Origin of the sequence: Pseudomonas sp. Pse79, from assembly GCF_024519615.1 — a bacterium.
Taxonomy (GTDB): domain Bacteria; phylum Pseudomonadota; class Gammaproteobacteria; order Pseudomonadales; family Pseudomonadaceae; genus Aquipseudomonas; species Aquipseudomonas veronii.
In genome coordinates, this window is the sequence record NZ_JALJRR010000016.1 from 63208 (window position 1) to 83926 (window position 20719).

Here is a 20719-nt window from a genome sequence, read left to right on the forward strand (position 1 = left end):
GGAGCTTGCTCCCGATAGCGGTGGGCCGCTCAATGCCTGTGCTGGCTGACCCACCGCAATCGGGGGCAAGCCCCCTCCCACAGGGTGACTGTATTTCAAATGTGAGCGGTATTTCAGTCGGCAACCGCTGAACGATTTGCCTCGCCCAGGCGTCATACCAGTCCTTGAGCTAGTGTAGGAATCACCTACCACTCAGCCCTGCGATTAGTCCAAAACCGCCTATCCATGTTTAACTTGAACGTTCGTTCAAGTTAAATCGGTGGTTCGCTGCCCGCTCACAACAGGAGGCTTACCTTTGCTGAGTCCGTTATTCACAGCCACATCTCACACCTCAGGGGTGCATCGTTCATGAGTGCATCGACCACCCCACCCAGCGGTCTGGTGCGTATGAATGCGCCCGTGTTCTATTTCGCCGCAAGCTTCATCCTGCTGTTTGGCATCACCGTCATCGCCATCCCGCAACAGGCCGGTGCCTGGTTGCTGGCGGCGCAAAACTGGGCGGCCAATACGGTCGGCTGGTACTACATGCTCGCGATGACTCTGTATCTGGTCTTCGTGGTGGTCACCGCGCTATCGGGCTACGGCAAGATAAAACTCGGTGCCGACCACGACGAGCCCGAGTTCAGTTACCTGTCCTGGGCCGGCATGCTGTTCGCCGCAGGGATCAGCATCACGCTGTTTTTCTTTTGCGTCTCCGAGCCGCTGACGCACCTGGTGCAACCGCCCCAGGGCGCGGCGATGAACGCCGATGCCGCGCGCCAGGCCATGCAGATCCTGTTTCTGCACTGGGGCCTGCATGGCTGGGGCGTGTTCGCCTTTGTCGGCATGGCCCTCGCGTACTTCGCCTACCGGCATAACCTGCCGCTGGCGTTGCGTTCGGCGCTGTACCCGCTGATCGGCAAGCGCATCAACGGCCCGATCGGCTACGCGGTGGACGGCTTCGGCATCATCGCCACGGTGTTCGGCCTCGGTGCCGACATGGGCTTCGGTGTGCTGCACCTCAACGCCGGGTTGGATTACCTGTTTGGCATTGCCCACACCCAGTGGATCCAGGTCGGCCTGATCACCCTGATGATGGGTGCGGCGATCCTGGTGGCGGTGGCTGGCGTGGACAAGGGCGTGCGCGTGATGTCCGACATCAACATGCTGCTGGCCTGTGCGCTGCTGCTGTTCGTGTTGTTCGCCGGGCCCACCCAGCACTTGCTCAACACCCTGATCCAGAACATCGGCGACTACCTCGGCGCACTGCCGACCAAGAGTTTCGACGTCTACGCCTACGACAAGCCAAGCGACTGGCTGGGTGGCTGGACCGTGTTCTACTGGGCCTGGTGGATTGCCTGGTCGCCGTTCGTGGGCCTGTTTATCGCGCGTATTTCCCGTGGCCGCACCATCCGCGAATTCGTGTTTGGCGTGCTGCTGATCCCGCTGGGTTTCACCCTGGCGTGGATGTCGATCTTCGGCAACAGCGCCATCGACCAGGTGCTCAATCACGGGATGACGGCGCTCGGCCAGTCGGCCATCGATGACCCGTCGATGAGCCTCTACCTGCTGCTGGAAACCTACCCGTGGAGCAAGACGGTGATCGCGGTCACGGTGTTTATCAGCTTCGTGTTCTTCGTCACCTCCGCCGACTCCGGCACCGTGGTGCTGTCCACGCTGTCATCCAAAGGCGGCAACGCCGATGAAGACGGGCCGAAGTGGCTGCGGGTGTTCTGGGGCGCGATGACCGCGCTGGTGACCAGTGCCTTGCTGTTTGCCGGCAGTATCGATTCGCTGAAATCGGCGGTGGTACTGACCTCGTTGCCGTTCTCGTTGATCCTGCTGCTGATGATGTGGGGGCTGCACAAAGCCTTCTACCTCGAATCGCAGAAGCAGATCGCCCAACTGCATTCGTTGGCCCCGGTGTCCGCGGCGCGCAAGGGCCGTGGCGGTTGGCGCCAGCGTTTGAGCCAGGCGGTGCATTTCCCGTCGCGCGACGAGGTGTACCGCTTCCTTGAGTCGACGGTACGCCCGGCGATTGAAGAAGTGACCGCTGTGTTCGTCGAGAAGGGCCTGAATGTGGTGACCCAGCCTGACCCGTCCAACGACAGCGTCAGCCTGGAAATCGGCCATGGCGAAGAGCATCCGTTCGTTTATCAGGTACAAATGCGCGGGTACTTCACACCGTCGTTTGCCCGTGGCGGCATGGGTTCCAAGGAGCTCAACAACCGTCGCTACTACCGGGCCGAAGTCCACTTGAGCGAGGGCAGCCAGGACTACGATCTGGTGGGCTATACCAAGGAGCAGGTCATCAACGATATTCTCGACCAGTACGAGCGCCACCTGCAGTTCCTGCACTTGGTGCGTTGATGTTCCAGGCCCTGCTCCCGCGTGGGCAGGGCGCGCTTTACCCCCACGCAAGGCCTCTATTACGGGGCTTTCTTAAACTTAATTTCATGTGCCCCCGCCGCGTTTTGACGCGCAACTGTCATCTAGCCACTGCGTAATTGTGTGAAGCGTTTGACGCTTTCATTTCAGAACAGTGACGGAGACCGGTAACAATGAAGACGTTATTAAGCCCCATGGTCGGTGTCGCCATGGCGAGCTTTATGCTGTCCGCCCATGCCGATTTTATCGATGACAGCCACGCCGATGTGACCCTGCTCAACCGCTATCTCAACCAGCAGGGGCGTGACGTGGTCGGCAGCAATGCCAAGGCCCACAGCATTCGCGATTGGGGCCAGGGTTTCGAGTTCAACTTCAAGTCCGGCTACACCGAAGGCCCCGTGGGTTTCGGCCTCGACTTGCAGGCGTTCTACGGTTTGAAACTGGACTCCGGCGGCGACCTCAATGACAAGAATCACCAGGGCCGCTACCCCGGCAGCATGTTCCCGCTGGACGACGGTAAATCCGCTGACCAGTTCGGCGTGCTGAGCCCAACGTTCAAAATGCGCTTCGCCAAGGATGAACTGCGGGTCGGTACGCTGTATGGCAACAACCCGGTGCTGGCCAACACCGACGGCCGCCTGTACCAGCAGACCAACACCGGTGTGCAACTGGTCTCCAAGGACCTCAGCGACTTCACCTTCACCGGTGGCGATATCTTCAAGACCAAGATCCGCAATGAAACCGGCGACCAGGGCATGATCACCGCGGGCGGCACCAAGGAAAGCGACCGCTTCCTCTTCGGCGGTGCCGACTACACCGGCTTGCCGGGCACCACCGTCAGCCTGTGGTATTCCAACCTTGAGGATTACTACCAACAGTTCTTCCTCGGTGCCAAGCGCCATGACGCGTTGTCGGTCGGTGCGATCGACACCGATGTGCGTATGTTCCGCAGCCTGGGGGTGGGCGGTAACGCCGATGGCGACAAGGATTATGCCGCGGCAGGGGTCTATGGCGATGGCGTGAACAAGGGCCGCATCAACCAGTCCACCGTCAGCCTGTTGGAAAGCTACAGCCTGGAAGGTCATACCGTCGGCCTCGGCATCCAGAAAAACAGCGGCAGCAGCGACTTCCCCTACCTGGATTCCGGCCTGAACAGCGGCGACAGCCGCCAGGGCCCCGGCTCGGGTGCCGACACCCCGGCGCTGACCAACATGCAGTTGAACAAATTCCAGCACGCCGGCGAACGCACCTGGCTGGCGCAATACAAATATGACTTCGGCAAACTGGGCCTCAACGGCCTGACGTTCTCCGCCGCCTATGCCCACGGCGATGACATCCGCACCGCACAGGGCACTACCAGCGAATGGGAACGCAACGTTGCCGTGGCCTACCAAGTGCCGACCGGCACCCTCAAGGGCCTGGGCGTGACCTGGAAAAACGCCCACGCCAGCCCAGACATTACCGGTGCCACTGTGCAGGATGAAAACCGCTTTTATGTCAGCTATGTCGTTCCACTCTGGTAGGAGTTTGCTGTAAAACGGAAAGGCAACGTTAAGCGATTCAGCTGCTTAAAAGGCCTGGGAATAGGCTTATTCCCAGGCCTTATTTGCCCCCGTCCAAGAGAGGATTCGATGACTTATATCGCTGCCGAAAACCGCTACGAATCTATTCCGTATCGCCGCGTCGGCCGCAGTGGCTTGGTGCTGCCGGCACTGTCCCTGGGGCTGTGGCACAACTTTGGCGACAGCACCCCGATCGACACCCAGCGCGCCCTGCTGCGCACTGCGTTCGACCTGGGGATCAACCACTTCGACCTGGCCAACAACTACGGCCCACCCTATGGCAGCGCCGAGATCAACTTCGGGCGTTTGCTGCGCGAAGACTTCAAGCATTACCGCGACGAATTGATCATCTCCAGCAAGGCCGGTTGGGACATGTGGCCCGGCCCTTATGGCCAGGGCGGCGGTTCGCGCAAATACATCCTGGCGAGCCTGGACCAGAGCCTGCAGCGCCTGGGCGTCGACTATGTGGATATTTTCTACTCGCACCGCTTCGACGCCGACACTCCCCTGGAAGAAACCGCCAGCGCCCTCGCCACCGCCGTGCAGCAAGGCAAGGCGTTGTACATCGGTATTTCTTCCTACTCCGGGGTGAAAACCCGCGAAATCGCCGCCTTGCTCAACGAGTGGAAAGTCCCGCTGCTGATCCATCAGCCGGCCTACAACCTGCTCAACCGCTGGGTGGAAAAAGACCTGCTCGACACCACCGAAGCCCTCGGCGCCGGGGTGATCGCGTTCACGCCGTTGGCCCAGGGGCTGCTGACCGACAAGTACCTCAATGGCGTGCCGGCCGATGCACGGGTCAATCGCCCCGGTGGCGGTTCGTTGCAGGCCAAGCACTTGTCCGAAGCCAACCTCGCTCACGTGCGCGCGCTGAATGAAATCGCCAAGCGCCGTGGCCAAAGCCTGGCCCAACTGGCGCTGGCCTGGACCCTGCGTGACCCACGGGTAACCAGTGCGCTGATCGGCGCGAGCCGGCCGGAGCAGATCATTGAAAACGTCGGGGCGCTGAAGAACTTGAGCTTTACCGCCGAAGAACTGGCGGAGATCGATCGGTTTGCGCTGGAAGGCGGGATCAACTTGTGGGAAAAGCCATCGACGGCTGAATAATCCGGTCAATGTGGGAGGGGGCTTGCCCCCGATGGCGGTGGGTCAGTCAGTACATGCATTGACTGATACAGCGCAATCGGGGGCAAGCCCCCTCCCACATTTTGTCTTCAGTGTGGCGACTGTCGTGTTCGGCTCAGAACGGCACATCGCCAAGAATCGTCGCCCGATGCATCACCCGCCGCTGTGGCCGGTAGTCGTCCACCGCGTAATGCTGGGTGACGCGGTTATCCCAGAAGGCCACGTCATTCTCCTGCCAGCGCCAGCGAATCGTGAACTCCGGGCGTGTCGCGTGGGCGAACAGCAGTTTCAAGATCGCCTCGCTCTCCGCCGCTTCCAGCTCGTTGATTCTGGTGGTGAAGCCCTCGCTGACAAACAGCGACTTGCGCCCACTCACCGGGTGGGTGCGTACCACCGGGTGCGACAGCGGCGGGTTCTTCTTGCGGGTTTCTTCCCAGCGCGCCAGATCTTCGGCAGTGTTGCCAAAACGCTCCAGCGGGAAGGACTTGGTGAAGTCGTGCGTGGCGGTGAGCCCGTCGAGCAGCCTCTTCAGCGGCTCGGACAGGGCCGCATACGCAGCAATCCCGCTGGCCCACAGCGTGTCGCCGCCAAACGCCGGCAGTTGCTTGGCACTCAGCACCGCGCCGAGGGCCGGGGTGGGCAGGAAGGTCACGTCGGTGTGCCACACGGCGTTGTCGCGCACGTCGGTGACGGCGGTGTCGAGGATCAGCACTTCAGGCTGTTCCGGTACGTTGGGGTAGATCGGATGAATGTGCAGATCGCCGAAGTTCGCCGCGAAGCGTGCTTGTTGCTGCGGGGTGAGCGGCTGGTCGCGGAAAAACACCACCGAATGAGTGAGCAACGCCTGTTCGATGGCGTCGCGCTGTTCGGGGCTCAGCGGTTGAGTGATATCGACGCCACTGATCTGCGCGCCGAGGGCGGTGCTTAATGGGGTAACGGTCAGGCTGCTCATTGGGTTCTCATCACTCAGTGTGCCTGGCCATGCCACGGCACCCATTTACGCTGCAGGGCCCGCAGGCCCATTTCCATGGCGAAGGCGATCAGTGCGATCACCAGAATCCCCAGCACCACGACATCGGTGACCAGGAACTGCGCCGCCGACTGCACCATGAAGCCCAGGCCGCTGGTGGCGGCGATCAGCTCGGCGGCGACCAAGGTCGACCAGCCAACTCCCAGCCCGATACGCACGCCGGTGAGGATGTCGGGCAGCGCGCTCGGCAGGATCACGTGGCGAATCAACTGGGCGCGCGTGGCCCCCAGCGACTGCGCGGCACGCAGCTTGGCCGGGTCGACGGTACGCACGCCGGTCGCGGTCGCGATGGCAATCGGGGCAAAGATCGCCAGGTAGATCAGCAGCACTTTGGACAGCTCACCGATGCCGCACCAGATCACGATCAGCGGCAGGTAGGCCAGGGGTGGAATCGGCCGGTAGAACTCGATCAGCGGGTCGAGAATGCCCCGCGCGATACGGTTCGAGCCGATGGCAATCCCCACCGGGACCGCGGTCAGCACCGCAAAGCCCAGGCCCAGGCCGATGCGTTCGAGGCTCGCGCCGAGGTGCTGCCACAAGGTGGAATCCATATAGCCCGTGGTCGCCAGCAACCAGCCTTTTTGCAGCACGGCGGACGGTGGCGGCAGGAACAATGGTTCGATCAGTCCGCTGGCGGTCACCGCCCACCAGATCACCAGCAAGGCAACCAGCGTCAACAGGCTGATCCAACGCGTACTCAGGCTGCGCCGCAGCGGGATAACGGTGCGCGCCACCGGCTTGGCGACCGTGGCGGGAAGTTCGTAGCTGCTCATGCGGACACCTGCCGTTGGGAGAACACTTTGCCCAGCACGTGTTCGCGGGTTTCGATAAAGCGCGGGTCGGATTTGATCGCTCGCGCCGACTCGCCGGCCGCATAACGTTGACCGAAATCCAGGTGCAGGCGCTCGACGATCTGACCGGGGTTGGGCGCCAGCAGGATCAGATCGGTGGCAAGGAACACCGCTTCTTCGATGTCATGGGTAATCAGGAATACCGGCTTGGCCGTGCGCCGCCAGACTTGCAGCAGCAGCTCCTGCATCTGTTCGCGGGTGAATGCATCGAGGGCGCCGAAGGGTTCGTCCATCAGCAGTACACGCGGGTCCGCCGCCAGGGCGCGGGCCAGGCCGACGCGTTGCTTCTGGCCGCCGGACAGTTGCCAGATGCGCCGGCTGTCGAAACCGGCCAGGTCCACCAGCGCGAGCATTTCCCGGGCGCGCACTTCGCGTTGCGCTTTGCTCACGCCGGCCAGCTCCAGGCCGAAGCCGACATTGGCCAGCACGTCCTGCCAGGGCAGCAGGGCATCGTCCTGGAACACCACGCCGCGTTCGGCGCTCGGGCCTTTGACTGGCACGCCATCGAGGCTGATGCGCCCGGCAGAGGGCTCGACAAAACCGGCAATCAGGTTCAACAGCGAAGTCTTGCCACTGCCGGACGGGCCGAGGGCCACCAGCAATTGCCGGGGCCCAAGTTCGAGTGAAATATCAGACAGTACCGGTTCTGTGGCGCCTGGGTACCGTGCGCTGATGCGCTCCAGTTGTAGCAAGGCCATCGCGATGAACTCCTGATCAGTGGGTGATGAACTTGGCGCTGATGTAAGGGGCGTAATCCGGCAGCACCGCCTCGACCTTGCCTTGTTCCTTGAGGAATGCGGCGGTGTCGGTCACCGCCTTGATGGTCGGCGCGCCCAGCAGGGTCACCTGCTCAGCGGCCAGCGGGTAGACGTTGCCTTGCAGCAGCGCGGGGATGTCGCTGGCCTTGGCCCCGGAGAGTTTCACCAGCTTGTCGACGTTGCTTTTGTCGGCGAGCCAGGCTTGTGGGTCTTTGCGGTACGCGGCGTAGGCATCCAGGGTGACTTTGGCGAAAGCGCTGACGATTTCCGGGTGCTTCTCGGCGAAGTCCTTACGCACGATCCACGCGTCGAAGGTCGGCGCGCCGAACGTGGCCAGCTCGCCGGAAGTGATCAGCACCTTGCCGTTTTCCTTGGCCACGCCCAGGGCCGGGTCCCATACGTAGGTGGCGTCGATATCGCCGCGCTTCCAGGCGGCGATGATGGCCGGCGGCGCGAGGTTGAGGATGGTCACTTTCGCCGGGTCGATGTTCCAGTGCTTCAGCGCGGCCAGCAGGCTGTAGTGGCCGGTGGATACGAAGGGCACGGCGACTTTTTTGCCGATCAGGTCCTGCGGGCCGTTGATCCCCGAACCGTTGCGCGCCACCAGGGCTTCGGCACCGCCGATCTGGGTGGCGACGAGGAAGGTCTGCACCGGCACTTTACGGGTGATGGCGGCGGTCAGCGGGCTGGAACCGAGGTAGCCGATCTGCACATCGCCGGACGCGATGGCGGCGATGATGTCGGAACCGTTGTCGAATTTGCGCCAGTCGATCTTGGCGTTCGTGGCTTTTTCATACGCGCCGTCGGCCTGGGCGACTTTCGCCGGGTCCACGGTGGTCTGGTAGGCGATGGTCACATCCGCCGCCTGGGCGAACAGGCTGGCACCGGCCAGGGACAATGCCGCCAAGAGGCGGAGAGGGGAATGCAGTTTCAAGGGGAAGCTCCTCAATCAGGCGGCCGAGTGTCGGCGTGTGAGGAGACTAAATGATCTAAGAATACGAAAATAAATAACTTTTTCGAATTAGCTTATGAGAAGAAGGGTGGGCGGGATTCTTCATCCCAGTGAAGGCAAATGTGGGAGGGAGCTTGCTCCCGATAGCGGTGGTTCAGTCACTGATCAGTTAACTGAGGACCGCCATCGGGGGCAAGCCCCCTCCCACATGAAGCTCATTTCCCTGGGGGAGTGAGTTCGGTTTTTAGTTGCTGATGGCCAGGATGCTAGCCTGGTACGAGCCGACGAACACATCGAAATCGCCCACTTCGTTCTGCTCCAGCTCCACCTGTTGCGCCAGCGACTTGCGTGCCAGTTCTTCAAAGTGCACCTGCTCTTCGGCGGGCAACGGTTCGCTGCGGAAATACTCGGCATGCACCTCGCTCTGGTGCAGGGAGAACTGGGCGAAACTTTCCTTGCGCTCGGCCATCGCGGCCAGCACCTGGGCCGATGGCGTCAGGGACGGGTCGTTGACCTTGGCCAACTGGGCGTCCAGTGCCTGGCGGTGTTCCTCGATGCCGTGGCTCTGATCGAGCAGGGCCGCCAGCGGCGCGATCTGCTCCAGCAGCTCGGTGGCCCATTCCTTCATGTCCACCGCCTGGCCCTTGCGCTGCAGTTGCAGGCCCGGACGCCGGCCTTCCTTGACCACGCTGAGGAAGTTCGAGGTGGCGTTGCCGCACTCGTTGTCGGCGAACAGCGGGCTGTCGTTCATCGCGCAATACAGCAGGAACGCATCGAGGAAGCGCGACTCTTGCAGGTCGATGCCCATCGGCAGGAACGGGTTGATGTCCAGGCAGCGCACTTCGATGTACTGGATGCCACGGGCCATCAGCGCCTGGATCGGCCGCTCGCCGGTGTAGGTCACGCGCTTGGGGCGGATGTTGGAGTAGTACTCGTTTTCGATCTGCAGGATGTTGGTGTTGAGCTGCACCCACTCTCCATCCTTGTGGGTGCCAACTTCGACATAAGGCGCGTAGGGCGTTGCTACCGCTTCGCGCAGGCTGTCGGTGTAGCTGGCCAAATCGTTGTAGCACGGCGTCAGGCCGGCCTGGGCGTTGCTCTGGTAACCCAGGTCGCTCATGCGCAGGCTGGTGGCATACGGCAGGTACAAGGTGTCGGCATCCAGCACGTCCAACTGGTGCGAACGGCCGCGCAGGAAGCCTGCGTCCAGCGCTGGCGAGGCACCGAACAGGTACATCAGCAGCCAGCTGTTGCGGCGGAAGTTACGGATCAGGGCGATATAGGCGTCGGACTGATAGTCGCGGTCGGTGCCGACGAAGCCTTCGCTTTCCTTGAGCAGCGGCCACAATTTTTCCGGCAGGGAAAAGTTGTAGTGGATGCCGGCAATGCACTGCATGGTCTTGCCGTAACGCAGGGCCAGGCCCTTGCGATACACGTACTTGAGCTGTCCGATATTGGAGGTGCCGTAGTAGGCAATCGGAATGTCTTCCTCGGCCGGCAACGGGCACGGCATCGAGGGGCTCCACAGGTATTCGCTGCCGAGCTTGCTGTAGGCAAAGCGATGGATCTTGTCCAGGCTGCTCAGGGTATCGGCCGGGTTGGGCAGGGCTGGGGTGATGAACTCCAGCAACGATTCCGAGTAGTCGGTGGTGATCTGTTCGTGGGTCAGCGCGGCGCCCAGGGCTTCGGGATGCGGCGTCTGCGCCAGGCGACCTTCATGGGTGACACGCAGGCATTCGCGCTCGATGCCGTGCAAGCAATGCTCCAGCAGGGAGAGGTGTTCGCGCTTGCCGAGCAGGGCCAGGCGGCGGTTGAGAAGTTCGCTCAAGTTGGATTCCTTCACGCGTCAGTCGCCCCAATATGGGGGTGGGCAGGACGGTCTACAAGGGTGAAGTTAAAACTGGCGTGATCGCCTGGTTTTGAGTCGATTTGACCCGCTTTGAAAAAGCCTACATCACTCCATGAATTGGGCTGTAGCGCAGCAAGAAAATTCCGACGCTGTTATCGCAGCGCCGAAATTAACCCAAATCGAGGGCGGGGAGCTATAGGACAGCGAAGGTGCCCTGCGCTTTTGCGACAAGTCTTTCACCCTGGTACACGTCGGCTTCGACCACCAACGTGCGCCGCCCGGGGTGAATCACTCGCGCGGTACACAGCACCTCGCCGTTTTCCACCGCGCGGATGTAGTTGATTTTGCATTCGATGGTCGCGCTCTGCTGGTCGAACCCGTGGGCGCTGGAACAGGCCAGCCCCATGGTGATGTCGACCAGGCTGAAAATCGCCCCGCCATGCAGCTTGCCTGCGCGGTTACGCAGTTGCGGCTCCAGGCTCAGGGCCACCTCGGCAACGCCCTGCTCCAGGCGTTGCAGGCGGCAGCCGATCAGTTCGCTGAACGCGCTTTGGGTCAAGCCGGCCGGAATCTCCATCAGCGTTTCTTCAACTGTTTGGCGTTGGCGAACAGCGAGGCCATGGCGTTGTTGCTCGGCGCTGCGGTCGCGGTTTCCTTGCGCGGCGCGTTGTTTTGCGACTGACGCGGCGCCGAGCCTGGGCGGGCGCCACGGGCACCGTCGATTTTCTCGCCGGGAGTGTCGCTCATACGCATCGACAGGCCGACGCGCTTGCGCGGGATGTCGACTTCCATGACCTTGACCTTGACCACATCACCGGCCTTCACCGCTTCGCGCGGGTCTTTGATGAACTTCTCCGAAAGCGCGGAGATATGCACCAAACCGTCCTGATGCACGCCGATGTCCACAAAGGCGCCGAAGTTGGTCACGTTGGTCACCACGCCTTCGAGGATCATGCCCAGTTGCAGGTCCTTGAGGTCTTCGACGCCGTCCTGGAACTCGGCGGTCTTGAACTCGGGACGCGGGTCGCGCCCGGGTTTTTCCAGCTCTTGCAGGATGTCGGTGATGGTCGGCACGCCGAAGGTCTCGTCGGTGTACTTCTTCGGGTCCAGGCGCTTGAGGAACGCGGCGTCGCCGATCAGCGAGCGGATGTCGCGGTCGGTCTCGGCGGCGATGCGTTGCACCAGCGGGTAGGCTTCCGGGTGGACCGCCGAGGCGTCCAGCGGGTTGTCGCCGTTCATCACACGCAGGAAGCCGGCGGCCTGTTCGAAGGTTTTTTCACCCAGGCGTGCGACTTTTTTCAGCGCGGCGCGGGTCTTGAACGCACCGTTTTCGTCGCGGTGGGTCACGATGTTCTGCGCCAGGGTCGCGTTGAGGCCGGAGATCCGCGCCAGCAGCGCGACGGAGGCGGTGTTCACGTCCACGCCCACGGCGTTCACGCAGTCTTCCACCACCGCATCCAGGCCGCGTGCCAGTTTCAGCTGCGACACATCGTGCTGGTATTGGCCGACGCCGATGGATTTCGGGTCGATTTTCACCAGTTCGGCCAGCGGGTCTTGCAGGCGACGGGCGATGGACACCGCGCCACGGATCGACACGTCGAGGTCCGGGAATTCCTTGGAAGCCAGTTCCGACGCCGAGTACACCGAAGCGCCCGCCTCGGAGACCATGACCTTGGTCATCTTCATGGCTGGGTATTTTTTGATCAGTTCGGCGGCCAGTTTGTCGGTTTCACGGCTGGCGGTGCCGTTGCCGATGGCGATCAGGTCCACCGCGTGCTTGGCGCACAGGGCCGCGAGGATCGCGAGGGTCTGGTCCCACTTGTTGTGGGGCACGTGCGGATACACGGTGGCGTGGTCCAGCAGCTTGCCGGTCGAGTCGACCACGGCGACCTTGCAGCCGGTGCGCAGGCCCGGGTCGAGGCCCAGGGTGGCACGCGGGCCGGCCGGTGCGGCCAGCAGCAGGTCGTGCAGGTTGTGGGCGAAGACGTTGATTGCTTCGGTTTCGGCGCCGTCGCGCAACTCGCCGAGCAGGTCGGTTTCCAGGTGGGTGTAGAGCTTGACCTTCCAGGTCCAGCGCACGACTTCACCGAGCCACTTGTCCGCAGGACGGTTCTGATTCTGGATGCCGAATTGTTGACCGATCATGCCTTCGCACGGGTGCATGGTGCCCGGCAGTTCGTCGCCGACTTTCAGCGCGGAGCTGAGAATACCTTCGTTGCGGCCGCGGAAAATCGCCAGGGCGCGGTGGGACGGCATGCTCTTGAGCGGTTCGTCGTGTTCGAAGTAGTCGCGGAACTTGGCGCCTTCTTCCTCTTTGCCGGCGATCACGCGGGCGCTGAGGATGGCTTCCTGCTTCAGGTAGGTGCGCAGCTTTTCCAGCAGGCTGGCGTCTTCGGCGAAGCGTTCCATCAGGATGTATTTGGCGCCTTCGAGGGCGGCCTTGACGTCGGCGACGCCTTTTTCAGCGTTGATGAAGCGCGCGGCTTCGGTATCCGGGTTCAGCGATGGGTCGTTGAACAGGCCGTCGGCCAGGTCGCCGAGGCCGGCTTCCAGGGCGATCTGGCCCTTGGTGCGGCGCTTCTGTTTGTACGGCAGGTAGAGGTCTTCGAGACGGGTCTTGGTATCGGCGAGTTTGATGTCGCGTTCCAATTGTGGGGTCAGCTTGCCCTGTTCCGCGATGCTGGCGAGGATGCTGATGCGCCGTTCGTCGAGTTCTCGCAGGTAGCGCAGGCGCTCTTCCAGGTGCCGCAGTTGAATGTCGTCGAGGCTGCCGGTCACTTCTTTTCGGTAACGGGCGATGAAGGGCACCGTGGAGCCCTCATCCAGTAGAGCGACGGCCGCTTCGACCTGTTGGGGGCGTACGCCGAGTTCCTCGGCGATGCGGCTGTTGATGCTGTCCATAAAACCACCTGAAATTCTTAAAAGCAGCTCGCAAGCCCGGAAAACAAGGCCCGACGAGGCTGGTTGAGCGGCCCGACTGGCGCCGCTGCCTGGGTCAAGAGGCTGCCTATTGACCCTCGAAATCGTAAAAAACACGACAAGCGGGTGAAAAAAAGCCCGGCAGTAAACGGTAACGATCTGACGTTGCCCTGCACGAAGGCGCCGCATTATAACCAGCGTTCTGTCCTTGGGGGGGACTGCGCCACAGGTTGTAGGGCGTGGGTTCGCTGGCAGTAGAGGAAAAATCTGCTAACAATGCACACGGTGCGTATAACGGCAGCTAGGCCATAATGCGCGCCGAGATAAGAGGAGCATCCAATGAGCAGCACTGCACAAACTGCTGAAGGCGAAAAAATTCTCATCGTTGATGACGATCCGGGGCTGAGCAGCCTGCTGGAGCGTTTTTTCAACTCCAAGGGTTATCGTGCCCGCGCGGTGCCGAACACCGAGCAGATGGACCGCCTGTTGGGGCGGGAAGTGTTCAACCTGGTCGTGCTCGACCTGATGCTACCCGGCGAAGACGGCCTCACCGCCTGCAAACGCCTGCGCGGCGCGAACAACCAGATTCCGATCATCATGCTCACCGCCAAGGGCGATGAGCTGAGCCGCATCAAGGGCCTCGAACTGGGCGCTGATGATTACCTGGCCAAGCCGTTCAACCCGGACGAGCTGATGGCGCGGGTCAAGGCCGTATTGCGTCGCCAGGCGGCGCCGGTGCCGGGCGCACCGGGCAGTGAAGACGAAAGCGTCACCTTCGGCGATTACGAACTGTCATTGGCCACCCGTGAGCTCAAGCGTGGCGATGAAGTCCACATGCTCACCACCGGCGAGTTCGCCGTGCTCAAGGCGCTGGTGATGAACGCGCGCCAGCCGCTGACCCGCGACAAACTGATGAACCTGGCCCGTGGTCGGGAATGGGACGCTCTGGAGCGCTCCATCGACGTGCAGATTTCCCGTCTGCGCCGAATGATCGAGCCGGACCCGTCCAAGCCGCGTTATATCCAGACGGTGTGGGGCGTGGGGTATGTGTTTGTGCCGGATGGCACTGCAACCAAGTGACCGATGATTTGCAGGGGCGGGCATCCTGGCGTTTGGCTCCATGAGGGGCGACGGGATGTCCGGCGTCTGCAATTCTGCGAGCGCCGCTCGTTCCTGCAAGGTGTCTAGCTGTCTCCTATGAAAACCCCGCTGTGGTTCCCGCAAAGTTTCTTCTCCCGCACCCTTTGGCTGGTGCTCATCGTCGTTCTGTTTTCCAAGGCACTCACGCTGGTTTATCTGTTGATGAACGAAGACGTGCTGGTGGATCGACAGTACAGCCACGGTGTCGCCCTGACCTTGCGCGCCTATTGGGCGGCCGACCCCGAGAACCGCGAGAAAATCGCCAAGGCGGCGACACTGGTGCGCGTGGCGGGTGCAGGTGTGCCGGAAGGCGAGCAGCATTGGCCCTACAGTGAGATTTACCAGCGCCAGATGCAGGCGGAACTGGGCGACGACACCGAAGTTCGGCTGCGTATGCATGTGTCACCCGCGCTGTGGGTGCGCGCGCCGAGCCTGGGGGAAGATTGGCTGAAGGTGCCGCTGTATCCGCACCCTTTGCGAGGGCAGAAGATCTGGAATGTACTGGGCTGGTTCCTGGCTATCGGCTTGCTTTCGACGGCGTCCGCGTGGATTTTCGTGCGCCAGCTCAATCAACCGCTTAAACGCCTGGTGTTCGCCGCCCGCCAGCTGGGACAGGGGCGCAGTGTGCGCCTGCCGGTCAGCGACACGCCCAGCGAGATGACCGAGGTCTACAGCGCGTTCAACCAGATGGCCGAGGACGTCGAACAGGCCGGGCGCGAGCGCGAGCTGATGCTTGCGGGCGTGTCCCATGACTTGCGCACGCCATTGACGCGTTTGCGGCTGTCCCTGGAGCTGATGGGCAACCATACCGATCTCACGGACGACATGGTGCGTGATATCGAGGACATGGACGCGATTCTCGACCAGTTCCTGGCCTTTATCCGCGATGGTCGCGACGAGGTGGTGGAAGTCGTCGACCTGACGGACCTGGTGCGCGAGGTGGTAGCGCCCTACAACCAGAATGGCGAGCAGGTGCGGATGCGCCTGGAGCCGATCCAGCCGTTTGCGTTGCGTCGGGTCTCGATGAAGCGCCTGCTGAACAACCTGATCGGCAACGCCTTGCACCACGCCGGTTCGGATGTGGAAGTGGCGGCGTATGTTTCCGGTGACAGTGCTGCGCCCTATGTGGTGCTGAGCGTGATGGATCGCGGGGCCGGTATCGACCCGGCCGAGCTGGAAGGCATCTTCAACCCCTTCACCCGTGGCGACCGTGCTCGGGGTGGCAAGGGCACCGGTTTGGGGCTGGCGATTGTGCGGCGGATTGCCTCGATGCATGGCGGCAATGTTGAGCTGCGCAACCGCGAGGGCGGTGGGCTGGAAGCGCGGGTGCGCTTGCCGTTGGGTTTGATGTTGCCCCGAGACGCGGTGTAGCTGCAGCGGCAAGCTGCACGTTTAGAGCTGCAAGAGAAAAGCAAACGGCTTCTGCCCGTCTCTTGCAGCCTGAAGCTTCAAGCTGAAGACTGCTCCTCTAGCCCTTGCCCTTGGTCCGGGTCATGTTCGGCCCGCCACTCTTTTCCAGATGTTGAATGATGATCCCCGCCACATCCTTGCCGGTGGTGGTCTCGATGCCTTCCAGGCCAGGTGATGAATTGACTTCCATCACCAGCGGGCCATGGTTGGAACGCAGGATGTCCACGCCCGCGACGCTCAACCCCATGACCTTGGCCGCCCGTAGCGCGGTCATGCGCTCTTCGGGGGTGATCTTGATCAGGCTGGCACTGCCGCCACGGTGCAGGTTGGAGCGGAATTCCCCAGGCTTGGCCTGGCGTTTCATCGCGGCAATCACCTTGTCGCCGACCACGAAGCAGCGGATATCCGCACCGCCGGCTTCCTTGATGTATTCCTGCACCATGATGTTCTGCTTGAGGCCCATGAATGCCTCGATCACCGACTCCGCCGCCGTGGCGGTTTCGCACAGCACCACGCCGATGCCCTGGGTGCCTTCCAGCACCTTGATCACCAGCGGCGCGCCGTTGACCATTTCGATCAGGTCGGGAATGTCGTCGGGGGAGTGGGCAAAGCCGGTGACCGGCAGGCCGATACCCCGGCGCGACAGCAATTGCAGCGAGCGCAGCTTGTCCCGCGAGCGCGCGATCGCGACGGATTCATTCAGCGGGGAGACGCCCATCATTTCAAACTGGCGCAACACCGCGCAGCCATAAAAGGTCACCGAGGCGCCGATACGCGGGATCACCGCATCAAAGCCTTCCAGTGGTTTGCCGCGGTAATGGATCTGCGGCTTATGGCTGGCAATGTTCATATAGGCACGCAACGTGTCGATCACCACCATTTCGTGGCCACGTTCGGTGCCGGCCTCGACCAGGCGGCGGGTGGAATACAGACGCGGGTTTCGCGACAGCACAGCAATCTTCATGCAGCACCTGGGGCAGAAATAGTGGAGACCGGGAACACCGGCTTGTCTTGAACGTACTTGACGCCGGGATTGACCACCAACTGGCCGTCAATCAGCGCCTTGGAACCGAGGAGCAGGCGGTAGCGCATGGCCTTGCGGCAGGCGAGGGTGAATTCCCCCCGCCATACCCGGTCGCCCAGCGCCAGGGTGGTGCTGATCACATAGCGCACCTGCGCATGACCATTGGAGCTCTTGATGGTTTTCATCGCCACCAGCGGCGCTTCGCAGCGGCGGTGACGCAACTGCACAACGCTGCCCAGGTGTGCGGTAAAGCGCACCCATTTCTCACCGTCGCGCTCAAAGGGTTCGATATCGGTGGCGTGCAGGCTCGAAGTGCTGGCACCGGTGTCGATCTTCGCGCGCAGGCCTGCCACTCCCAAGTCGGGAAGTGCCACCCACTCACGCAGACCGACAACGGTCAAATGGTCAAATGTCTTCAATATGGGTAACCGGTCAATTCGCCCAGGCTTGAGGGGAAACCTCGGCCAGCGCGTTGAATGCGGGCTTGGCGAACCAGTAGCCCTGCATCAGAAATATTCCACAGTCGGACAGGAAGTCGCGCTCACCGGCACTTTCAATGCCTTCAGCGATGACAGTAACGCCCAACTGCTCACAGATTGTGACAATCCCCTGGACGATGACCTGGCGGACACGATCCTGGTCGACATCGCGAATCAGCGCCATGTCGAGTTTGATCAAGTCAGGTTGGAAATCGGCCAGCAGGTTCAGCCCCGAATAGCCCGCGCCGAAATCGTCGATGGCAGTTTTGAAGCCGAATTCGCGGTATTCACGCAGAATATTCGTCAAATGGCGATGGTTATCTATGTGTTCGCTTTCCAGCGTCTCGAAAATCAGCTGGTCAAGCGGAAAATTGTGCGTGCGGGCGGCCTCCAGGGTGCTGCGAATGCACAGCTCGGGTCGATACACCGCGTTGGGCATGAAATTGATGGAAAGACAGGTTTGCATCCCCAGGGCCGCGGCGCCGGCGATTGCCTGGGTACGGCAACGCTGGTCGAAACGGTAGCGGTTGCTATCGTTGACCTGGGCCAGCACCGACAACGCCCCTTCGCCCTGTGAACCCCGCACCAAGGCTTCGTGGGCAAAAACCGAATGGTCGCGAAGGTCTACGATCGGTTGGTAGGCGAATGCAAAATCAAAACCCAAGGGCTCGCTTTGCTGGCAGCCCACGCAATGCTGGTTGGGCGAGGTGAGTGAAGTCGGGAAGTCGGTCACAGGGTATCCTCGCGAAAACAGGGGGCTACCTGGCGTATCTTAGGTGAGCCTTGGGGTTTATGCGTCGAAGGGTTTCAACAGTAAAGTTGCGACATTTTTCAGAACGAGGAATTCAAGTGGCTCAGAAGCAGGCAGAGGAAGAAAAAATCCGTTTGGACAAGTGGCTGTGGGCGGCGCGTTTCTATAAGACCCGTGCCTTGGCCAAGGCCGCTATCGAGAGTGGCAAGGTGCATCATCGCGGCGAACGCTGCAAGCCGGGCAAAGAGCCGCGCGTGGGTGATGAGTTGCAGATTCGCATAGGGTTTGACGAAAAAACTGTCGTGGTCCAGGCGCTTTCCAGCGTGCGCCGTGGCGCGCCCGAAGCGCAGGCGCTGTATGCCGAGACCGAAGCCAGCGTCGCCAAGCGCGAAAACGCAGCGGCGATGCGTAAGGCCGGCGCCACAGGCATGACCACCGATGGCAAACCGAGCAAGAAGCAGCGCCGCGACCTGTTCAAGTTTCGCGGCAGCGGTAATGACGATTGACCGCGCACATCGTCAGCGCAAAGCAGATCGATAGATGTGGGAGCGTCAGCAGGATGCGCGCATGACGCTCAATCGCCCGATCACCGGCAGCTTGGCGAGTAACCCGAACACCGGCGCGGTCAGCCGTAGCAACACCTGCGACACCTTTGCCGCAAACGGTGTGTAATAGCCCCATCCCAATGCCAGCAGTGCCAGCAACACTCCGCCGATATAATCGTCCTGCGCCCAATGTGCGCCCGCCACCAGCCGCGGCATCATGAACAACAACGCCAGGCCCCAGATCACCAGCACCTGGCCCAGCCGCTGGGCGAATACCGTCATGAACATTCCCCAGATCAGCAGCACCGAAGCATGATCCCCAGGGAAACTCTGGCTCGAACGGTCTTTCAACTCCCAGGTTTTCTCCAGCCCCGGGAAATAGTCGCTCATCTGAATCGCGCCGCTGAGCACCATCGAAGGGCTGCTGTGTTGCCAACCCATCTGCGCCGCGAGTTTGGAAAACAGCATGCGGATAAACAGCAACAGCAGCAGAATCCCGAAGAAGCCAAGAAACGCCTGGCGCACCTGCGCCGCCTTGAACACCCAATCGCCGCGAATCAACAGCGTCAGCAGAATCACGCCGACCACCGCATCAAACGGCCGCAGGCTGGCCGCGGCCCACACATGCAGCCAGGTCGGATTGCTCGCCAGGGGGGCATTGAACAGGTGAAACAGCCACTCGTCGAAAAACACGCATAGCATCTGGCCTGCGGGCCACAGCCAAAAACACAGCAGCCCGAATGCGAGTAGATTGCAAAAAGCCCATCGCCGGAGGTTCCACTTGGCTTGGAACAAACCCGGATTGTTCATAAACTGTCCCTCTTTGCTCTATATAAGCTCTCTGTTTCCTGGAGAAAGTTGCACTAAAATGGTGCGCAAGCGTTCAATCTTATAAATATTGTAATAATTTTGTCATCAATTCAGATACCCAGACCTATGACTGATTTACCGGATACCGACTTCACCCAACGCTTTATCTTCGACGAGAACGACGCCCGCGGCGAACTGGTCTCGTTGGAGCGCAGCTATGCCGAAGTCCTCGCCAAGCACCCCTATCCGGAGCCGGTCGCGCAACTGCTCGGTGAATTGATGGCGGCGGCGGCGCTGTTGGTCGGCACCATGAAATTCGACGGGTTGCTGATCCTGCAGGCGCGGTCCGAAGGTCCGGTCCCGTTGCTGATGATCGAGTGCTCCAGCGAGCGTGAGATCCGTGGCCTGGCCCGGTATGAGGCTGACCTGATCGCCCCGGACGCGACCCTGGCCGACCTGATGCCCAACGGCGTGCTGGCGCTCACCGTCGACCCGACCGACGGCCAGCGTTACCAGGGCATCGTCGACCTCGACGGCGAAAACCTGTCGGACTGCTTCACCAACTATTTCGTTATGTCCCAGCAGATCGGCACGCGCTTCTGGCTCAACGCCGACGGCAAGCGCGCCCGTGGCCTGTTGCTGCAACAGCTGCCCGCCGACCGCATCAAGGACGACGACGAACGCGCCGAAAGCTGGCGCAACCTCACCGCCCTGGCTGGCACCCTGACCGCCGAAGAATTGCTGGCCCTGGACAACGAAACCATCCTGCATCGCCTGTACCACGAAGAGACTGTGCGCCTGTTCGACGCGCAGGGTTTGCGCTTCCATTGCAGTTGCTCTCGCGAGCGTTCGGCGAACGCGCTGGTCAGTCTCGGCCTGGAAGATGCGCAAAATCTGGTGGTGGAACATGGTGGTCAGATCGAAATCGACTGCCAGTTCTGCAACCAGCGCTACCTGTTCGACGCCGCCGATATCGCCCAATTGTTCGCCGGCGCCGGTATCGGTACCCCCTCCGATACCCGCCACTAAAACGTTTAAGCACAGGTAAATCACCTGACAAATGCCGGATTAGCGCTGTTCTGACGGGAGGGCCCTACTTTTTTTGGGCTTTTCTGGCATAATCCGGCCCACTTTTTTCGCGGTAGTA

At 61.5% G+C, this 20719-nt stretch carries 18 protein-coding genes; 7 read left to right on the forward strand and 11 right to left on the reverse strand.

Annotated elements, in window-relative coordinates:
* Positions 1 to 387 precede the first annotated feature (387 nt).
* The 3 genes from betT to mgrA all read left to right on the forward strand — a co-directional run bounded on the left by betT (position 388) and on the right by mgrA (position 5036).
* Positions 388 to 2349: a choline transporter BetT gene (gene betT, locus NR164_RS20160; protein ID WP_017848584.1), complete on the forward strand. Its 1962-nt coding sequence runs from the start codon at positions 388 to 390 to the stop codon at positions 2347 to 2349.
* Between the two features lie 212 nt (positions 2350 to 2561).
* On the forward strand, positions 2562 to 3890 hold the full coding sequence (locus NR164_RS20165; RefSeq protein ID WP_082107807.1) for an OprD family outer membrane porin: 1329 nt from the start codon (positions 2562 to 2564) through the stop codon (positions 3888 to 3890).
* A gap of 108 nt (positions 3891 to 3998) precedes the next feature.
* The gene (mgrA, locus tag NR164_RS20170) at positions 3999 to 5036 is read left to right on the forward strand and encodes an L-glyceraldehyde 3-phosphate reductase (RefSeq protein ID WP_017848582.1); all 1038 of its coding nucleotides are present in this window, start codon (positions 3999 to 4001) and stop codon (positions 5034 to 5036) included.
* 133 nt (positions 5037 to 5169) lie between these two features.
* On the opposite strand, the gene tauD is transcribed toward mgrA, so the two are convergent.
* The 7 genes from tauD to NR164_RS20205 all read right to left on the reverse strand — a co-directional run bounded on the left by tauD (position 5170) and on the right by NR164_RS20205 (position 13395).
* Positions 5170 to 6006 carry a taurine dioxygenase gene (gene tauD / locus NR164_RS20175; RefSeq protein ID WP_079442629.1) on the reverse strand — a complete coding sequence of 279 codons (837 nt, stop codon included), beginning with the start codon at positions 6004 to 6006 and terminating at the stop codon, positions 5170 to 5172.
* 14 nt (positions 6007 to 6020) lie between these two features.
* Complete coding sequence (gene tauC, locus NR164_RS20180; protein WP_017848580.1) at positions 6021 to 6857, reverse strand: taurine ABC transporter permease TauC; 837 nt, start codon at positions 6855 to 6857, stop codon at positions 6021 to 6023.
* Positions 6854 to 7633, reverse strand: a complete 780-nt coding sequence (gene tauB / locus NR164_RS20185) for a taurine ABC transporter ATP-binding subunit (protein ID WP_017848579.1) — start codon at positions 7631 to 7633, stop codon at positions 6854 to 6856. The genes tauC and tauB overlap by 4 nt, the downstream gene beginning before the upstream one ends.
* Positions 7634 to 7649: 16 nt before the next feature.
* Positions 7650 to 8627, reverse strand: a complete 978-nt coding sequence (gene tauA / locus NR164_RS20190; protein WP_079442631.1) for a taurine ABC transporter substrate-binding protein — start codon at positions 8625 to 8627, stop codon at positions 7650 to 7652.
* Between the two features lie 262 nt (positions 8628 to 8889).
* Entirely contained in the window at positions 8890 to 10473 is a 1584-nt protein-coding gene (gshA, locus tag NR164_RS20195; protein WP_256823178.1) for a glutamate--cysteine ligase, read from the reverse strand.
* A gap of 214 nt (positions 10474 to 10687) precedes the next feature.
* A complete protein-coding gene (locus tag NR164_RS20200; RefSeq protein ID WP_017848576.1) occupies positions 10688 to 11071 on the reverse strand; it encodes a PaaI family thioesterase in 384 nt (127 codons plus the stop codon).
* Positions 11071 to 13395 carry a Tex family protein gene (locus tag NR164_RS20205; RefSeq protein ID WP_046385051.1) on the reverse strand — a complete coding sequence of 775 codons (2325 nt, stop codon included), beginning with the start codon at positions 13393 to 13395 and terminating at the stop codon, positions 11071 to 11073. Before NR164_RS20205 ends, NR164_RS20200 begins: the two co-directional genes overlap by 1 nt.
* 357 nt (positions 13396 to 13752) lie before the next feature.
* Here NR164_RS20205 and ompR point away from each other — a divergent pair, with 357 nt between their 5' ends.
* Both ompR and NR164_RS20215 read left to right on the forward strand, forming a co-directional pair.
* Entirely contained in the window at positions 13753 to 14493 is a 741-nt protein-coding gene (gene ompR, locus NR164_RS20210; RefSeq protein WP_003213175.1) for a two-component system response regulator OmpR, read from the forward strand.
* Between the two features lie 117 nt (positions 14494 to 14610).
* A complete protein-coding gene (locus NR164_RS20215; protein ID WP_017848574.1) occupies positions 14611 to 15924 on the forward strand; it encodes an ATP-binding protein in 1314 nt (437 codons plus the stop codon).
* 97 nt (positions 15925 to 16021) lie between these two features.
* Here NR164_RS20215 and rimK read toward each other — a convergent pair whose 3' ends face one another.
* The 3 genes from rimK to NR164_RS20230 are packed head-to-tail and all read right to left on the reverse strand — an operon-like array spanning position 16022 to position 18199.
* Positions 16022 to 16927, reverse strand: a complete 906-nt coding sequence (gene rimK, locus NR164_RS20220) for a 30S ribosomal protein S6--L-glutamate ligase (RefSeq protein WP_003213178.1) — start codon at positions 16925 to 16927, stop codon at positions 16022 to 16024.
* Entirely contained in the window at positions 16924 to 17388 is a 465-nt protein-coding gene (locus NR164_RS20225; protein ID WP_372340295.1) for an ATP-dependent zinc protease, read from the reverse strand. The genes rimK and NR164_RS20225 overlap by 4 nt, the downstream gene beginning before the upstream one ends.
* 31 nt (positions 17389 to 17419) lie before the next feature.
* Complete coding sequence (locus NR164_RS20230; RefSeq protein WP_017848572.1) at positions 17420 to 18199, reverse strand: EAL domain-containing protein; 780 nt, start codon at positions 18197 to 18199, stop codon at positions 17420 to 17422.
* 116 nt (positions 18200 to 18315) lie between these two features.
* Here NR164_RS20230 and NR164_RS20235 point away from each other — a divergent pair, with 116 nt between their 5' ends.
* On the forward strand, positions 18316 to 18723 hold the full coding sequence (locus NR164_RS20235) for an RNA-binding S4 domain-containing protein (RefSeq protein ID WP_017848571.1): 408 nt from the start codon (positions 18316 to 18318) through the stop codon (positions 18721 to 18723).
* Between the two features lie 45 nt (positions 18724 to 18768).
* Here NR164_RS20235 and NR164_RS20240 read toward each other — a convergent pair whose 3' ends face one another.
* Positions 18769 to 19572: a phosphatase PAP2 family protein gene (locus NR164_RS20240; RefSeq protein WP_017848570.1), complete on the reverse strand. Its 804-nt coding sequence runs from the start codon at positions 19570 to 19572 to the stop codon at positions 18769 to 18771.
* A 126-nt stretch (positions 19573 to 19698) separates the two neighbouring features.
* Here NR164_RS20240 and hslO point away from each other — a divergent pair, with 126 nt between their 5' ends.
* On the forward strand, positions 19699 to 20601 hold the full coding sequence (hslO, locus tag NR164_RS20245; protein ID WP_017848569.1) for an Hsp33 family molecular chaperone HslO: 903 nt from the start codon (positions 19699 to 19701) through the stop codon (positions 20599 to 20601).
* Positions 20602 to 20719 lie beyond the last annotated feature (118 nt).

Bases quoted from the DNA above. Each gene is read 5' to 3' on its own strand.
- betT (WP_017848584.1), top strand. From the start codon at position 388: ATGAATGCGCCCGTGTTCTATTTCGCCGCAAGCTTCATCCTGCTGTTT.
- NR164_RS20165 (WP_082107807.1), top strand. From the start codon at position 2,562: ATGGTCGGTGTCGCCATGGCGAGCTTTATGCTGTCCGCCCATGCCGAT.
- mgrA (WP_017848582.1), top strand. From the start codon at position 3,999: ATGACTTATATCGCTGCCGAAAACCGCTACGAATCTATTCCGTATCGC.
- tauD (WP_079442629.1), bottom strand. From the start codon at position 6,006: ATGAGCAGCCTGACCGTTACCCCATTAAGCACCGCCCTCGGCGCGCAG.
- tauC (WP_017848580.1), bottom strand. From the start codon at position 6,857: ATGAGCAGCTACGAACTTCCCGCCACGGTCGCCAAGCCGGTGGCGCGC.
- tauB (WP_017848579.1), bottom strand. From the start codon at position 7,633: ATGGCCTTGCTACAACTGGAGCGCATCAGCGCACGGTACCCAGGCGCC.
- NR164_RS20200 (WP_017848576.1), bottom strand. From the start codon at position 11,071: ATGGAGATTCCGGCCGGCTTGACCCAAAGCGCGTTCAGCGAACTGATC.
- NR164_RS20205 (WP_046385051.1), bottom strand. From the start codon at position 13,395: ATGGACAGCATCAACAGCCGCATCGCCGAGGAACTCGGCGTACGCCCC.
- ompR (WP_003213175.1), top strand. From the start codon at position 13,753: ATGAGCAGCACTGCACAAACTGCTGAAGGCGAAAAAATTCTCATCGTT.
- NR164_RS20215 (WP_017848574.1), top strand. From the start codon at position 14,611: ATGAAAACCCCGCTGTGGTTCCCGCAAAGTTTCTTCTCCCGCACCCTT.
- rimK (WP_003213178.1), bottom strand. From the start codon at position 16,927: ATGAAGATTGCTGTGCTGTCGCGAAACCCGCGTCTGTATTCCACCCGC.
- NR164_RS20240 (WP_017848570.1), bottom strand. From the start codon at position 19,572: ATGAACAATCCGGGTTTGTTCCAAGCCAAGTGGAACCTCCGGCGATGG.
- hslO (WP_017848569.1), top strand. From the start codon at position 19,699: ATGACTGATTTACCGGATACCGACTTCACCCAACGCTTTATCTTCGAC.